This window comes from uncultured Microbulbifer sp. (assembly GCF_913055755.1).
GTDB lineage: Bacteria > Pseudomonadota > Gammaproteobacteria > Pseudomonadales > Cellvibrionaceae > Microbulbifer.
Genome location: NZ_CAJXKH010000004.1, coordinates 20,276 through 38,155, shown reverse-complemented (window position 1 = coordinate 38,155; position 17,880 = coordinate 20,276). Strand labels below are relative to the sequence as shown.

Genomic DNA, 17,880 nt, shown 5'->3' with positions numbered 1-17,880 from the left:
GACATGCTCGAGTACCTGATCCGGAGCTCGATCCAGAACCGGGCCCTGGTGCTGGCCGTCGTGGCTCTGCTGTGCGGCATCGGCATCTGGAATTTCACCCGGCTGCCGATCGACGCGGTGCCGGACATCACCAACGTACAGGTGATGATCAATACCGAAGCCCGCGGGTATACCCCGCTGGAAGTGGAGCAGCGGGTGAGCTATCCGGTGGAAAACGCCATGGCCGGGCTGCCGAACCTGACCTATACACGTTCCCTGTCCCGTTATGGCCTGTCCCAGGTCACCGTGATTTTTGAAGATGGCACGGATATCTATTTCGCCCGCCAGCTGGTGAGTGAACGCCTTGCCGGCGCGCGCAGTGCACTGCCGGCTGGCGTGGAGCCGGAACTGGGGCCGATCGCCACCGGTCTCGGTGAGATCTTCATGTTCACGGTGGATGCGGAGCCCGGTGCCACCAGTGCCGACGGTACACCAATTACCCCCACCGACCTGCGCACCGTGCACGACTGGATTATCCGTCCGCAATTACTGCGGGTGCCCGGGGTGGTCGAGGTCAATCCCATCGGCGGCTTCAAACGGGAAATTCTCGTCGCCATCGAGCCGGAAAACCTGCTGGCGTTCGGCCTTACCCAGCAAGACCTGATCCTCGCGGTGGAAAAAAACAACCAGAACCGGGGCGTTGGCTTTATCGAGCACAGCGGCGCGCAGTGGATGCTGCGGGTGCCCGGCCAGGCGGAAACGGTGGAATCCCTCAACGACTTCCTGGTGGCGGAAGTGGATGGTGTTCCGGTGCACCTGGGGGACGTGGCGCGAATAGGTGAGGGCCGCGAGATGCGCACCGGTGCGGCCACCCAGAATGGCCGTGAAGTGGTGATGAGTACCGTGTTCATGCTGGTGGGGGAAAACAGCCGCACGGTGGCGCACGCGGTGGGCGAGAAGCTCGAGGAGATCAAGGCGAGCTTGCCGCCGGGGATTACCGCCACCGCGGTTTACGACCGCACCCGGTTGGTGGACAAAACCCTCGGCACGGTGCGCACCAACCTGCTCGAGGGCGCATTGCTGGTCATCGTCATTCTGTTCCTGCTACTGGGGAATGTGCGCGCGGCCATTCTCACCGCACTGGTGATTCCCATTGCCATGTTGATGACGGTGACCGGGATGGTGCAGACGCGGGTCAGCGCCAACCTGATGAGCCTGGGGGCACTGGATTTCGGCCTGCTGGTAGACGGCGCCATCATCATTGTGGAGAACTGCCTGCGCCGGCTGAGCCAGGCTACCCGCGAGAATGGCGAACTGGAAATGGACGAGCGGCTGGAAGTGGTTTTCCAGTCCACCCGTGAGGTGATCCGCCCGGCGATGTTCGGGGTGTTTATCATTACCGCGGTGTACCTGCCGATCTTCGCCCTCTCCGGGGTGGAAGGCAAAATGTTCCATCCGATGGCGACCACAGTGGTGATTGCGCTGCTGTCGGCGATGCTGTTGTCGGTGACCTTTGTGCCCGCATGTGTTGCGCTACTGTTTCGTAAGCCGGTGGTGGAGCGGGAAAACTGGGCGCTCAGCAAATTGCGGGATGTGTATCGCCCGCTATTGCAGTTCGCCGTCAGGCAGCGATTCCTGGTGGTGGCGGCCGCGGTGCTGCTGGTAGGGATATTCGGCTATATGGCGACCCGGCTCGGTAGCGAGTTCGTGCCCAACCTGAATGAAGGCGATATTGCCATGCACGCGCTGCGCATTCCCGGTACCTCCCTGGACCAGGCCATTGCGCTGCAGGAATCCCTGGAGGCGCGGATCAAGGAATTGCCGGAAGTGGAGCGGGTATTCGCCAAGATCGGCACTGCCGAAGTGGCGACCGATGCGGTGCCTCCAAGCGTGGCGGATAACTTCATCATCCTCAAACCGCGGGAACAGTGGCCGGACCCGGGCAAGTCCAGCGACGCACTGGTTGAGGAACTGGCGCAACTGGTGGAACCAATTCCCGGCAACCGCTACGAATTCCTGCAGCCGATCCAGATGCGCTTCAACGAATTGCTCGCCGGTGTGCGTGCCGAGCTGGCGATCAAGGTCTTCGGTGATGATTTCGCAAAGCTCGAGCAGCTGGGCAGTGCCATCGAGGCCGCTATCGGCAATGTCGACGGCATCGCGGATATCCAGCTGGAGCAGACCACCGGGCTACCCATGCTGACCATCGCACCCAACCGCTCCGCGCTCGCACAGTACGGGCTGGATGTGAATACGGTACAGGGGCAGCTGGCCACGGCCATGGGCGGCGCGGTGGCCGGGCGTTTTTACGAGGGTGACCGCAGGATCGATATCGTGGTGCGCCTGCCGGAAGCGCTGCGCCAGAACCTGGAGACCCTGGAAAAGCTACCGGTGCACCGCACCAATGGCGACTATGTCCCGCTGGAAGAAGTGGCTGCGCTGGATCTGGTAACCGGCATCAACCAGGTGTATCGCGAAAACGGCAAGCGCCGGGTGGTGGTGACCGCCAATGTGCGCGGTCGCGACCTGGGCAGTTTTGTCGCCGATGTACAGCGGGCGATTAGCGACAACGTGGAAATCCCGGCGGGTTACTGGGTGGAATACGGTGGCACCTACCAGACATTGCAGTCGGCAGCACGCAGGCTCGGGGTGGTGGTGCCAGCTACGCTGTTGCTGATTATGGGGCTGCTGTTACTCGCGCTCGCGTCGGCGCGCGATGCCCTGGTTATTTTTACCGGTGTGCCACTGGCGCTGACCGGTGGGGTGTTGTCACTGATGCTGCGCGGCATTCCGTTCTCGATTTCTGCCGCGGTGGGTTTTATCGCCCTGTCCGGTATTGCCATCCTCAACGGCCTGGTGATGGTTTCCTTCTTCCGCGACCTGCGCCACCAGGGTTACGGCCTCGACGATGCCATCATCGAAGGCGCCCTGATTCGCCTGCGTCCGGTGATCACCACGGCGCTGGTGGCGTCACTGGGGTTTGTGCCCATGGCCCTCAACACCGGCATCGGCGCGGAAGTGCAGCGCCCGCTGGCCACGGTGGTGATCGGCGGAATTATTTCGTCGACCCTGTTGACGCTTCTCGTGCTGCCGGCGCTTTACCGGATGGTGCATGGGATGGAGGCGAAAGTGGAGGAAGTGGAAACCGGTCCATCCCGAAATTACCCGTGACCTGCATCATTTTGATCCGTGGCTCCATACTGCCGCGGGGCTCTGCATAAGGCTTGCTATTCAGCTATCCATCTATTGATTTAATCCGCTATGGTCATCGGACTATTCGTGATGGCCAGTTCTTTCCGGATTTGAGTGAATGGATTAGTAAGATTTCTGGCGCTTATTTCATTTTATAGCTTTATTTTTTGTCGGTAAGTACTTGCATACATCTGAGTGTCATATGGGGGTGGGCATATTACATCGTATTACAGTTTTCTTTTTTTTCGTTGCGCTGCCTGTAATAATCCGGATCCATTTCTTACTTTTATAGATTTCATCTTCTGTTGTTCTCGGAAGTACTGATCTCAATTCATTTTAAAAAAATAATAACTCCCTATTCGGGGTGGGGTTTATGAGCCGTACGCGTAATAAAAGCTTTTTCACATTCTTTCTTACTACATCGATTTCCTCTGTTTTTTCAATTTCTGTGCTGAGCAGCCTGAGTTATGCCGAAGCGCTCGATTCGGATGCTGATGGAATGCCGGATTATTGGGAGGCCATTTATGGGCTCAATGCATATGATCCGATAGACGCTAGTCGAGACGAGGATCTTGATCTTCTCGATAACCTAGCCGAGTTCGGGCTGCAAACCAGCCCTGTGCGAGAAGATTCCGATTGGGATGGTGTCCTGGATAATGAAGATGTATGGCCGCTAGACCCGGGCAAAGCACTGGATCAGGACAGTGACGGTATCCCCGATGCCTGGGAGATCACCCGCGGCCTGGGTGAGCTTTACCCGAACGATACCACCATGGACTGGGATGGCGACGGTCTCAGTGACCCTGAAGAATATCAGGCCAATACTCGCCCCGATGTTCCCGACAGCGACCTGGACGGTGTGTTAGATGGTGAAGATGCCGCGCCGCTCGATGTCGCTTACAAATTTGACTTCGACGACGACGGCCTGCCGCAAGCCTACGAAAATCGGTATTCGTTCCTGGATGATTCTTTCCCTGACGACGCGTCATTCGATATCGACGGCGATGGCCTCAACCACCTGCAGGAATTTGCTGCTGGCACTGATCCGGAAAATCCGGATAGCGATGGCGACGGCGCCCCTGACGGTGAAGATCCCGTCGCCACCAATGCCGCCTACAGCCGCGACCTGGATCAGGATGGCCTGCCGGACGAGTGGGAACAGGCCTACGGCCTGTATGACAGCGACCCGCTGGATGCCGCCTTTGACTTCGATGGCGACGGCCTGAGCAATCTGCAGGAATACCAGCGCGGCACCAACCCGCAGGAAATGGATAGCGACCGGGATGGGGTCTATGACGGTGAAGACCGCTACCCTCTGAACCTGCGCTACCGCTTTGACCGCGACCGCGATGGAATGCCGGAAATGTGGGAGGCGGAACACGGCTTCTACGACAGCAACACCCACGATGGTGGTGGTGACCGAGATTCCGACGGCCTTCGCAGCTACCTTGAATTCGCCCTGGGTACCGATCCGGTTAACGAAGACAGCGACTACGATGGTATTCGGGACGGAGAAGACCGGTGGCCGCTGGATCCCGGCAAAGCCCTGGATCAGGACAGTGACGGTATCCCCGATGCCTGGGAAATCACCCGTGGCCTGAGTGAGTATGACTCAAATGATGCGGCGATGGACTGGGACGGTGACGGCCTCAGTAACCTAGAAGAATATCAGGCCGGCACCCGCCACGACTTCCCCGACAGCGACCGGGACGGTGTACTCGATGGTGAAGATGCAGCCGCCCTCGATGCCGCCTACAAAAACGACTTTGATAAAGATGGCCTGCCGGAAGCCTACGAAAACCGGTATCCATTCCTGGATGATGGCTACCCCGGCGATGCCACAGACGATATGGATGGTGATGGCCTCAACCATCTGCAGGAATTCACTGCGGGCACCGACCCGGAAAACCCGGATAGCGACGGCGACGGTACCTTCGATGGTGAGGATCCAGTTGCCACCAATGCCACCTACAGTCACGACCAGGATCAAGACGGCCTGCCGGGCGAGTGGGAGCAGGCCAACGGCCTGTATGACAGCGACCCGTGGGATGCCGCCTTTGACTTCGATGACGACGGCCTGAGCAACCTGCAGGAATACCTGCTTGGCACCAATCCCCAGGAGATGGACAGCGACAGGGATGGCGTCTATGACGGTGAAGACCGCTACCCACTGAACTTTCTCTACCGCTTCGACCGCGACCGCGACGGCATTCCGGAAATGTGGGAGGCGGAGCACGGCTTCAACGACAATAACACCCACGATGGTGGTGAGGACTCGGACTCCGACGGCCTGCGCAACTACCTCGAATTTGCGCTGGGCACGGACCCGCACAATAGCGATAGCGACTGGGACGGAGTTCCGGATGGTGACGATGCCTGGCCTTTAGATCCCGGCAAAGCCCAGGACCAGGACGGTGACGGTATCCCCGATGCCTGGGAAATCACCCGTGGCCTGAATGAGTTCGACTCAAACGATGCGGCGATGGATTTGGACGGTGACGGTCTCAGCAATCTCGAGGAGTATCAGGCCGGCACCCGCCACGACTTCCCAGACAGCGACCAGGACGGCGTTCTCGATGGTGAAGATGCTGTCCCCCTTGATGCCGTCTACAAAAACGACTTTGATAAAGATGGCCTGCCGGAAGCCTACGAAAACCGGTATCCATTTCTGGATGATGGCTACCCCGGCGATGCTACAGACGATATGGATGGTGATGGCCTCAACCATCTGCAGGAATTCGCCGCAGGCACGGACCCGGAAAATCCGGATAGCGATAACGACGGTGTGCTAGATGGTGAGGATCTTAAACCTGGCGACTCGCAGTACAGTCGTGATCAGGATCAAGATGGCCTGCCGGACGAGTGGGAGCAGGCCAATGGCTTGTATGACAGCGACCCGTGGGATGCCGCCTTCGACTTCGATGGCGACGGCTTGAGCAACCTGCAGGAATATCAGCGCGGCACCAACCCGCAGGAAATGGACACCGACAGGGATGGCGTCTATGACGGTGAAGACCGCTACCCACTGAACTTTCTCTACCGCTTCGACCGCGACCGCGATGGAATTCCGGAAATGTGGGAGATGGAACATGGCCTCAACGACAACAACACCCATGACGGCGGTGAGGACGCGGACTACGATGGCCTGCGCAACTACCGGGAATTTGCCCTGGGCACGGACCCGCACAATAGCGACAGCGACTCCGATGGCGAGCAGGACGGAGAAGACAACTGGCCGCTGGACCCGAGCAAAGCCCGAGATGACGATGCTGACGGTATCCCCGATGCCTGGGAAATCACCCGCGGCCTGAATGAGTTTGACTCAAACGATGCGGCGATGGATTGGGACGGTGACGGCCTCAGCAATCTCGAGGAGTATCAGGCCGGCACCCGCCACGATTTCCCCGATAGTGACCTGGACGGCGTGATTGATGGCGAAGATACTGCCCCACTTGATGCCGCCTATAAACATGACTTCGACCAGGACGGCCTGCCGGAAGCCTACGAAAACCACTATACGTTCCTGGATGATGGTTATCCTGGCGATGCCGCAGACGATATGGATGGTGACGGCCTCAGTAATCTACAGGAGTTTGTTGCGGGCACTGACCCGGAAGATCCAGACAGCGACGGCGATGGCGCCCTCGACGGTGAAGACCCTGTAGCCACCAATGCCGCCTACAGCCGAGATTTGGACCGGGACGGCCTGCCGGATGAGTGGGAACTGGCCAATGGTCTGTATGACAGCGACCCCTGGGATGCCGGCTTCGACTTCGATGGCGATGGCCTGAGCAGCCTGCAGGAATACCAGCGCGACACCAACCCGCAGGAAATGGACAGTGACATGGATGGTGTGTACGACGGTGAAGACCGCTACCCGCTGGACATGCGCTACCGCTTCGACCGCGATCGCGACGGCATTCCGGAAATGTGGGAGATGGAACACGGCCTCAACGACAACAACACCTACGATGGTGGTGAAGACTCGGATTACGACGGCCTGCGTAACTATCTTGAATTTGCCCTCGGCACCGATCCTCGCAACGAAGACAGCGACTTCGATGGCGCGCGGGATGGAGAAGACAATTGGCCGCTGGACCCGAGCAAGGCTCGAGACGACGATGCCGATGGTATGCCCAATGCCTGGGAGGAATCCCATGGCCTGAACGCATACGACCCTTCAGATGCAACCTGGGACCTCGATGGTGACGGGCTTGCGAACTTTTATGAATACCTGGCGAGCAGCCGCCCGACGGTAGCGGATACCGATGGCGACACGGTACTGGATGGCCTGGATGTTTGGCCCACTGACGCGCGCTATTACAAAGACAAGGATCGCGACGGACTGCCGGCTCTCTACGAGATGGCCAATGGTATGGATGATTCATATGCTCAGGACGCCAGTGAGGACTTCGACGGTGATGGCCTGACAAATCTGCAAGAGTTTGTTGCGGGTTCGGATCCCTCCGCTATGGACTCCGATAGTGACGGTATTATCGATGGTGAAGACTTTGCTCCGGCGGATGATCGCTATCGCCTGGATGCCGACGGTGATGGGTTGCCAAACGAATGGGAGCTCGCGAACGGGCTGAACCAGTTTGATGCCTGGGATGCCAACGACCCGTATTTCGGTGATTCGGATGGCCTGACGCCATTGCGTGAATTCGAACTGGGTACGGATCCTCACAATGATGATTCAGATGGCGATTATGCCAATGATCAAATGGATCGTTACCCTCTCAACTCCCTCTATTTCCTGGACAGCGACCGGGACTCTATGCCGGATGGCTGGGAATCCCAATACGGTTTTGATTATTTCTCCGCGCTGGATGGCAATGATGACCCCGATGGTGACGGCATCAGCAACCGCTACGAATTTGATGCGGGCAGCAACCCGCTGGTGGATGAGCTAGGGGATGCCGATGGGGATGGTATGCCGGATTATTGGGAGAACACTCACGGGCTCGATCCCTGGATCAATGATGCCGATGAGGATCACGACAAAGATGGCCTGAGCAACCTGGAAGAGTTCCAGGCCGGTACCTATGCGGACAATCCAGACAGCGACGGTGACCGGCTACCTGATGGGTTTGAGCTCGAGCACGGATTCGACCCGGCTGTGGATGACGGCACGCAAAATTCCGATCCGGATAATGACGGGCTGAATACTGGTGAGGAAGCCGCGCTTGGAACCAATCCGCTCGATGCCGACAGCGACGGTGATAGCGTGGTCGACGGTAGCGATGCATTCCCTCTGGATGAGCGCGAATCCTTCGATTCAGATGATGATGGAATTGGTAACAATGCCGATCTTGACGACGATAATGACCAACTGCCCGATACCTGGGAGCTGCAGTACGGCCTGAATCCGCTGAACCCCGCAGATGCGCTGGCTGACCTGGATGGCGATGAGCTCAGTAATTTGGACGAATTCCATCGCGGTTCCGATCCCACCAATGTCTTGGACCCGGGCAATCCATTTTTGCAGACCGAGGTATTGCCATCGGTAACAACTGACACCTGGATGACGGTAACGCTCAATCATGTGTACCAGCAGCCGGTTGTTGTGACCACGCCGTTATATGGCACCGATACTCCCCCGGTGGTGGTGCGTATTCGCAATGCTTCCGGTAACCAGTTCGACATTATGCTGCAGAGAGTGGACGGCGCCAGCGACCCCGTCAGCCTTCCCGTGCACTATATGGCTGTCGAAGCTGGTACCTATAGCCAGGCGGTGCACGGAATCACGATGGAGGCGGCGCTTTACCAATCTTCGGTGACTGACCGCAAGAGAAAATGGAATGCCGAGTCGATATCTCTCATAAACAGTTATGCTTCGCCGGTTGTATTTGGCCAGGTGATGAGCGCAAACGACAGCAACTGGTCTGTGTTCTGGAGTCGTGGGGCATCTGAAACCGAGGTGGCCAGCACTTCCGACATCCGTATCGGCAAGCATGTGGGCGAAGACACTGTATATGTTCGTGCACAGGAAACTCTCGGTTATGTGGTTATAGAGTCCGGAAGTGGAAATATCAGTGGCAGGGATTATGTTGCAGGCCTTGGCAGTGATTCTGTTAGGGGGTATGGCAACGGCAAATACAGTTACCCGTTGAGCGGGCTTTCTAGCCCTGCCACGACCATCCTGACCCAGGCGGCAATGGATGGTATAGATGGCAGCTGGGCCGTATTGCGAGATGTTACCTCTGCTACTTCAATTACCTTGTCTGTGGATGAAGACCAGATTTTACAGGCCGAGCGTTCGCATACTGCCGAGCAAGTGGGCTACCTGGTGTTTCAGTAGTGGGGCGGGGTAGTCCAGCAGAAAAAGTTTTTAGGTAATCTTTTTGCTGAGGCTTTGCCGTCTATTGTTGTTTATTCTGTAAAAATAAAAAGGCCCGTTATTTTGCGGTAACGGGCCTTTTTTATTTTGGCAATGACGGGAATTGAAAAATATTCCTAAGGTCTTGCTGTGCCTTACCAAATGGCGCATGGAAGAGAGGTGACAGAAAACGAAGAAGAGTGAAATCTCGAGGGGAAGTTCCCGTAGAATTTTGGGGTAATTCTATCAGTTCCGCGAAAATTGCCGGGTCATGATTTCGATCATGGTCGTCAATTTTTACTACTTCTATCAATACTTCAAGAATTTTTTCCAGTAAAGGGGAGAGGTGTACAGACTTTAGTGGCAAAGGAACTGGCAGATAAATTAAATGACTGGATCTATTGTGTTGTTCAGATTTGTACTAATTGTCGCTTGATGGGACTTGAATTTGTTGAAAAATGATATGTTTGAGCTAGGGTTGGCGAATCAACAATAATAAAGGGGATGTTTCATGCGCTTGGGATTGATAGCGACTTCAATTTTTTGTATGCATTTTTCCATGACACCTATTGCGAAGGAGGATAGTGGAAGAAAAGGATTAGAAACTGAAATAGAAAATCTTAAGGCAAAAATCGTAGAACTGCAGAATCAGATTAATGATATTGAGCTAATTCCTGGGCCAGAGGGCCCTCAAGGCATACAGGGGCCGCCCGGAGAAACACCTGATCTTAGTCCGCTAGTTGAAGCATTAGCAAGAATTGAGGCAAGGCTCAGTAATTCGGATTTCGATGCCGATGGCTACACACCTAACAGCGGAGATTGTGATGACTCTAATAGCGAAATTAATCCTGGTTTTGGAGATGAACCAGGTGATGAGGTAGATTCCAATTGTGATGGTGTTGATGGTATTGCCAATAATGGGGGCAGCAGCGCAGTCTACGAAGGTTTCATTGATGATATGCTGGGAGCGCATAACGGCGTGCGTGCCAATGCCATTCCGGTGCCAAATCCCCCTTTGTCGTCCTTGTCGTGGGACCCAGAGTTGGCAGCATTGGCTCAAACCCATGCAGAGAAATGCATATTCGAATTTGATACGACGTCAATATCTTCTTTGTTGATTGGACAGAACATCGCAGCTGGTGGTAACAGCGCTCTATCACTTTTTCAGCTTTGGGCGGATACCGCATCTGATTACGATTACGAAAATGACGAATGCAATGAAGGCGGATTATGTGGGTATTACACACAATTGGTTTGGCGTGATACATCCTCAATTGGCTGCGGATTATCTCTTTGCAACGAGTTTCAGGGAAGCGTCACGCCACCTGGTTTTTTTCTTGTCTGCAATTACGACAAAATCAGGCAAGTTGGACAACCGTACTGAAATGTAATAGTACCCATTCCCGCGATTTCCACCAAATTTTAAAACGGCCAGGCACTTCGCGGCATCGGGCCTTTTTAATTTTGCGGGAGTCGAAAGCTAAGTCGTACAGCCCGTGATAGCCTGGCCTTTGGCTTGTTTTTTTCTCAGCCCCGCGATAAACCCCTCCATGAGTACTAAGTGCCTACTTGCGGTGGGGCTGGGCCACCTTAAGGTGATCCGCCAGACTCTCCGGTAGAAATAACAACTTTCTTGATCTCGCCAGTGAACGGGTAAGGTGGTTTATATGCATCGGTCACCGGTTGGCCCGAGTCCTCACCGATACCAAAGGTGTCGATACCGAAGCGGGCGCCGACGGTGGCCTCCATCTTGCCGCTGGCGACGTCTTCGCCGTTGACCTTCAAAGTAATGGTGGCCGGGCCGCCGGGCTCTGTGCCCTTGTAATCGAAGTCCACCGTCACGTTGGCGTCACCAGCGGGCAAGGGTTTGCTCCCTTTCAGCGTGGTGTGTTTTTCGAAATAGTTGTAGTCGAATACGGGAACACCCTTATCCAGGTAGAGGACGATACCGGCCGCGACCCCACCTTCCGCCATGATGACGCCTTCGGTTTTGGCGCCCTCAGTGTTGAGTTCGGCAGTCATGGTCCACGAACCGTTTTTCAGTGGCGGACCGGCAACCTCGGCGATGCGTCGTGCACCGGTGTAGTAGGTGTAGGTTCCGGAGCTGGTATCGGCGCCCGGGACTGGTGGTTTAGGCAGGCCCAGCCGCGCCGAACCCCGGTCATCCAGTGGATAGACCTCTTTGTCCTTTGCTGTGTCCTCGAATTTTTTCTGTAGCTCGGCGAGCTTGTCCGGGTTCTGCTGTGCCAGGTCGTTGGCTTCCGAGAAATCTTCATCAAGGTTGTACAGCTCCCACTGGTCTTTGTCCCAGTTACCCGGCGCCAGATCCTGACGCCAGGGCAGGGTATGCTGGGCGTTGGCCTTCCAGCCGTCGGAGTACATGGAGCGGTTGCTGAATACCTCAAAATACTGGTCGGGGCGGCCTTCGAACGTCGCGTCGGTAAAGCTGGCGAGGAATGACTTGCCGGCAAGGGGCTTCTGTTCGATGCCATTGACGGTTTCCGGCATGGGGATATTCGCCGCTTCCAGAATCGTCGGCACCACGTCCACCAGGTGGAGGAACGCATCGCGCACCTGGCCATCCGGTTTAATCCTTGCAGGCCAGCTGATCACCATCGGGTTGCGGGTGCCACCGAGGTGGGAGGCCACCTGCTTGACCCACTGGAAGGGCGTATTGCCCGCCCAGGCCCAGCCAACGGGATAGTGTGGCTCCGATTCCGGACCGCCCAGTTTGTCGATATTGGCAAGGTTCTCGTCGATGGAGGTGGGGATACCGTTGAGCGCGCGGATCTCATTCAGGGTGCCATCGGGACCACCCTCGGCCGACGCGCCATTGTCGCCGGCAATATAGATGACCAGGGTGTTGTCGGCGTCGGGCAACTCCTTGACCGCGTCGAGCAGTCGGCCTACCTCGTGATCGGTAAACGCAAAGTAGCCGGCGAAGTTTTCCATCAGCTTGTTGTACAGGGTTTTCTGTTCATCACTGAGAGAATCCCACGCGGGCACCCACTCCGGACGCGGTGTCAGCTTGGTGTCGGCGGGAATGATCCCCATGTCCTTCTGTCGCTTGAACACCTGTTCCCGGTACTTTTCCCAGCCCATATCGAACTTGCCCTTGAACTGCTCGCGCCATTTGGCGGTGACGTGGTGCGGCGCGTGCATGGCGCCCGGGGCGAAGTACATGAAAAACGGTTTGTTCGGTGCCACTGATTTGGCGAACTTCATGCGCGCAATGGCCTTGTCAGTCATGTCGCTCATGAAGTGGTAACCCTCTTCCGGGGATTTATCCGGCTCTACCGGCAGGGTGTTCTCGAACAGTACCGGGTAATACTGGTGAGTTTCCCCGGCATTGAAACCGTAGAAATAATCAAAGCCCATGCCGGTGGGCCAGTGGTCGAAGGGACCGGCCACAGTGGTTTCCCAGTCCGGGGTGTTGTGGTTCTTGCCGTACCACCAGGTGCCGTAGCCGTTGCCTTTGAGGATGTCGCCGATGGTGGCGGTGCTTTTGGGGATGTAGGTGGAATAGTTGGGGAATCCGGTGGCCCACTCCATCAGGAAGCCGCTACCGGCTTCGTGGTGATTGCGGCCGGTGAGCAGTGCGGCGCGGGAAGGACCGCAGATGGCGGTGGTGTGGAAGCGGTTGTAGCGCAGTCCTTCCTCGGCCAGCTTGTCGAGGTTGGGTGTCGGGATCAGCCCGCCGAAAGTGGAGGTCTGACCGAAGCCCACGTCATCGAGCAGGATCACGATGACATTGGGTGCGCCCTCCGGCGGCATGGGGCCATCCTGCCAGTCCGGTTCCGATTCCTTGTAGGTTTTGCCGATCTTGCCCTCGAACGGGGACAAGGGGATTGGCAGGTGCTTGCGTTCTGGCCATTCGCCATTGCCACTACTGGCTGCTGACTTGGCGGCGGTTTCCGTATTCTGGTTGCCCTCCGCTGTACTTTTAGTATCCGCAGTTTCCGCAGCATCCGGGGCAGGAGCCGACACCTGGGCGGTGTTTTCTGCGGACTTGTCTTCACCGCCGCAACCGCTGATGGAAAGGCAAAGGAACAGAGCTGAAAAGAGCAAGCGCATGGGAACCTCGATCGCCGTTGTCTTTATTGCAAGCCGGAAAAAGGCCGGCGGGGGTAGGCCGAATGGATTGCGAAACGAATGTGCTAAACCAGTAAAGTGATAGCAGATATTCGCGCAAGCATTTCAGCTACCCGGGCTTCAGCGGGTATTTGAAGTTCTCGAAGCCGTCAGCGGCGTAAATGGTGGTGCCGTTAATGCAGTTGGCGGCGTCACTGGCGAGAAAGGCAATGACGTCGGCAATCTCCTCCGGTTGAGTGAACTCGTCGCGCATTTGCTCGCGCTTGATATGATCCCAGAGGCCGAGATCCTTGTACTGATGGAGCATCGGGGTATCCACACGTCCGGGCGCAACGGCGCACACGCGAATCTTGTGCGGGCCGTATTCCAGCGCGGCGCACTTGGTCATCATATCGACGGCGGCCTTGCTGACGTTGTAGGTGAAGGTCAGCTCCGACGCCATGGTGCCGTACACCGAAGATGTATTGATGATGACCCCGCCACGGCCCTGCTTCTTCATTGCTTTGCCAGCAGCGAGAATACCGTGGTAGACACCTTTCTGGTTGACCGCGGTGATACCGTCAAAGTCCTTGTCCGGATCGTGCTCGAGCAGCGGCTTGGGGAAAGCGATACCGGCGTTGTTGATGACCACATCGACCTGTCCATACTGATCGATCGCCTTGGCGATCATCGCCTCTACATCAGCATATTTTGTGACATCGACAACCGTGGTGGTCACCTCGTCACCGTAGTCCTTCTTCAGCTTGTCCAGCGATTCCCCAGAGAGGTCGACCGCAATAACGCGGGCCCCCTCATCCACAAGCTTCCTGACGATTGACTTGCCGATTCCGCCGCAGACGCCTGTGGCAACGGCTACCTTTCCCTGTAAGCGCATAATTGAGTCCTGTTGGATGATCTGCTTATCAGGTTAGGCTCTCTCCATTCATGTTCGAATAGTTGGGTGCCATTTGTGAAGGGCGGGCGTCGTTCGGTGCTGCGCTTTACCCTTTGGTAGCGATGGTGTGACTTAACCTGGGCGCCATACGCGAAAGGCATCTCGCAGTACAACATACGAGGTGTGCAGGAACACCAGGGCGACGGCGCTGGCGATCAACAGATCGGGCCAGCGCGAACCCAGCCACAGTACCAGGGCGCCGGAGAGGATTACGCCGATATTGCCGATAACGTCGTTGCGGGAGCAGAGCCATACGGAGCGCATGTTCACATCCTCGTCGCGGTGCTGCATCAGGAGAACAAAGCAGGCGAGGTTGCCGATGAGAGCACCGGTGGCGACGGCCATCATCACGCCCCCTACAGGCCTTGGCTCGCCGAACAGGCTTGCGACGATGCTTGCGATTACCGCGAGCGCAAATCCGAGCTGAATCAAACCCTTGACGAAGGCCGCGCCGGCGCGCCAGTGCATGCTTTTACCAACCACAAACAGGCTCATCCCATACACGAGCGCGTCCCCCAGGTTATCCGCGGAATCCGCGATCAGCGCCTGTGAATGTGCCAGTAGCCCGGCGGAAAGCTCGGCCATGAACATCGCAGCATTGATGGCCAGCACGATCCACAGCGTGCGCCGGCGCTTGCCGGTCTGCAGGTGCACAAGGTCTTCGGACTTTGATTCGCAACAATCGGCCATGGATCACTCCATCTGGGATATGCGGTTATTGAAAGCCCTTTGGTCTCTGGGGGCTATTGCAGTTGTTATTTGAATTCGTCCTGAGGATTCAGGCGTGGATGTGTCTCCTCGCCCCACAGCATGACCAGGGCACCGGAAAGGAACATCGCAACCGCTACAAACCAGAAACCGCTGGTTACCGCTCCGGTAGCGTTGGCGATAATCCCGAACGCCAGCGCACCGATGCCGTAGCCAAGGTCACGCCAGAAACGGTAGATGCCGATGGCAGAGCTGCGCCAGTTGGGGTGGGAAATGTCTGCCACCGCCGCACTCAGGTTGGGGTAGAGCAGTGCCATACCTAAACCGGTGACCGCGGCTGACAGAGACCACCAGATAACGTCGTGGCCAAGCAGCATCATTGCAACGCCGCCCCCGCACAACCACATGCCCCACACAATTGGTTTGAGGCGCCCGATGTGATCAGACAGGCGCCCGGTCCCAAACTGGGAACCACCCCAGACAAACCCGTAAATCCCGACAATCCAGCCGATGGCGCCAAGCCCCAGGCCTTGCTGGTACAGGTAGACCGGGTAAAACACCCAGACCAGCGCATCGACGAATTTTTCAACCAGACCGGCCTGACTGAACGCCGCCATGCGACGATCGCGCCAGCTCATGAGCGTGAACACCTCACGGGTGGTCGGTGTATTGGATATGTTCCCGGGCAAGCGGGCTTTGGGGCCAGTGGCCGCTCCACTGGCATGGCGTGCGCTTTCGGCCTTCGCCCACTCGTGCGTTTCCCGGATGGCGATGAGCGTCAGGGCAATGGCCACGCCGATGACAACGGCACCAAACACAAACAAACCCATGCGCGGACCGAGTCCAATGGCGAGATAGCCGGTCACGATACCGGCGACGGCAACGCCCACATAGCCGGAGAACTCGTTCAGGCCCATGGTCAGGCCCCGCTCATCGGCCCGGGTTATGTCCATTTTTGAGGTCTGAGTCATGGACCAGCAGAGGCCCTGATTGACGCCAAGCAATACGGTAGCCGCGACAATCCAGCCCCAGGAGGGAGCCAACAGCACCATCACCGGGATGGGAGTGGCAGCGAGCCAACCGTACAGCAGAACCTTTTTTCGCCCGATTCGTTCGGCAAGCCGGCCGGCCACAAAGTTCAGAACCCCCTTGACCAGACCAAAGGCCACCACAAACGAGGTCAGCATCAGGAAAGATCCTTTGGCAACGCCAAATTCCGATTCTGCAAGCGCCGGAACCACGGTGCGCATCATGCCGATGGTCAGACCGACCAGGAATACCTGGCCCAGCTGATGGCTGAATTGATTCAGATTCTCCCGGATGCCGTGGCGATAGTGGTCGTACGAAGTGGTGTTGGGGTCCATATTGGTCAGGCTTCTTTTTATTCTAGTGTTAGGTGGGGCCAGGCCTCGATTAGCCCGTGCGCCGCCAGTTCAATGTCTTCAGTGGTGGTTTCCCAACCCACTGATCAGGGAGCAGGCATAAATGGCGATAGATGCGCTCAAGGCACATTTCCGAGGATGTATTATTCTGCGTATCTGGACTGAGCTCCCTGACTTTAAAGGGGGGATGTGAGGGCGATGGCGGGAGTTGAAATGTTGAGATAAGTATTTGAAATATCAGGGTTTATTCCCTTGCCATATCTGAACCCCGTCAAATAACCCGTCCACCTGGGCGAGGTCCTAGGCAGAATCGCCGCAAAATAATCTTCTACTGCTGAGGCTGGGCAATTTGTTCCCTGCGGGCATGACTGTCTGGACAGGCGCCTACGGCGGACGTGCTCGGTCCTTGAGTCGAGTGCCGCTTCGCAAGATGACGTAGTCAGTATACGAAATCTGTATTTTCGCGTAAGACGTGATATCTGATATAAGACAGTACTTCGTCAGTGTTGTCCTAAGTAAAACATCGGGTTAATGGGTGAGGCTCTCGCCTTCGTTTCAATAAAGCGCGATTACCCCTAGAAGTTATTGAGAGACTGTAAGTGTATAAAGGTATCGTCGAAAAGGTAAATTCTCTCCAGCAAACCAGGTTGGAGCCCATCGCATTTGTCAATAATCGACTGAGGTATGCAGGTGGCCCCGGTACTCGCTGTGATGGGCTTTATTGGATTTATACGTCTTACACTGAGGAGGACATTTTAACGTCCCGGCCCAGTGCGAAGGCTGGATCTATAGATCTTTCAGCAATGGTCAGACGGCATTCTGCTCTTAGTAATATATGCAAGGTATCAATTGAAGGTTTCAGGCTTGTATACAACGGAATTGGCGGCATTGGACCGAAGGGGCATGGTGGCCTAAGAGAGCGCATTCTTGGTGAGTACAGAGGTGGAGATGGGACGGGCTCCTTGGCAATAAATGATAGTTCATTGAACGACCTTGCACGCTGGAGGGTTTCATACGTCCTTTGGAATGAAGTAGGGTTCGCTAGTCCTCACGAGTATCAGGCCTTTTCTGAGACTATAGAGAGACTGTGGCGGATTCATTACGGCTGGCCAATTTTGTGTAACAGGTAGCCTCTAGGCATGATTCTTTTTTGTGTCTTTTCAATGGTCGTTGACGGTGACAGCATAAGAATAGTATCTGGGCGAGTCGACCCTTGGGGGAGCTTACCTAGGGATGAAGCCTCTCAATCTCCCTATGCTTGCTCGACGCCGAGG

The 17,880-nt window shown here is 56.4% G+C and carries 7 protein-coding genes; 3 read left to right on the top strand and 4 right to left on the bottom strand.

What is annotated here, in order from left to right:
* Positions 1-3 precede the first annotated feature (3 nt).
* The 3 genes from QZ511_RS01775 (at position 4) to QZ511_RS01765 (ending at position 10,874) form a co-directional block, all read left to right on the top strand.
* Positions 4-3,150: a CusA/CzcA family heavy metal efflux RND transporter gene (locus tag QZ511_RS01775; RefSeq protein WP_295798057.1), complete on the top strand. Its 3,147-nt coding sequence runs from the start codon at positions 4-6 to the stop codon at positions 3,148-3,150.
* A gap of 640 nt (positions 3,151-3,790) precedes the next feature.
* Complete coding sequence (locus QZ511_RS01770; protein WP_295798054.1) at positions 3,791-9,472, top strand: hypothetical protein; 5,682 nt, start codon at positions 3,791-3,793, stop codon at positions 9,470-9,472.
* A gap of 529 nt (positions 9,473-10,001) precedes the next feature.
* Positions 10,002-10,874 (top strand): CAP domain-containing protein, encoded by an 873-nt coding sequence (locus tag QZ511_RS01765; RefSeq protein ID WP_295798052.1) that lies wholly within the window; start codon positions 10,002-10,004, stop codon positions 10,872-10,874.
* A gap of 206 nt (positions 10,875-11,080) precedes the next feature.
* On the opposite strand, the gene QZ511_RS01760 is transcribed toward QZ511_RS01765, so the two are convergent.
* From QZ511_RS01760 to QZ511_RS01745, 4 genes are all read right to left on the bottom strand, one after another.
* Positions 11,081-13,564: an arylsulfatase gene (locus tag QZ511_RS01760; protein WP_295798049.1), complete on the bottom strand. Its 2,484-nt coding sequence runs from the start codon at positions 13,562-13,564 to the stop codon at positions 11,081-11,083.
* A gap of 127 nt (positions 13,565-13,691) precedes the next feature.
* The gene (locus tag QZ511_RS01755; protein ID WP_295798047.1) at positions 13,692-14,456 is read right to left on the bottom strand and encodes an SDR family oxidoreductase; all 765 of its coding nucleotides are present in this window, start codon (positions 14,454-14,456) and stop codon (positions 13,692-13,694) included.
* A gap of 132 nt (positions 14,457-14,588) precedes the next feature.
* Positions 14,589-15,206, bottom strand: coding sequence for a cation transporter (locus tag QZ511_RS01750; protein ID WP_295798044.1), 618 nt, complete (start codon positions 15,204-15,206; stop codon positions 14,589-14,591).
* Positions 15,207-15,271: 65 nt separating this feature from the next.
* On the bottom strand, positions 15,272-16,588 hold the full coding sequence (locus QZ511_RS01745; protein WP_295798041.1) for an MFS transporter: 1,317 nt from the start codon (positions 16,586-16,588) through the stop codon (positions 15,272-15,274).
* Between the last annotated feature and the right edge of the window lie 1,292 nt (positions 16,589-17,880).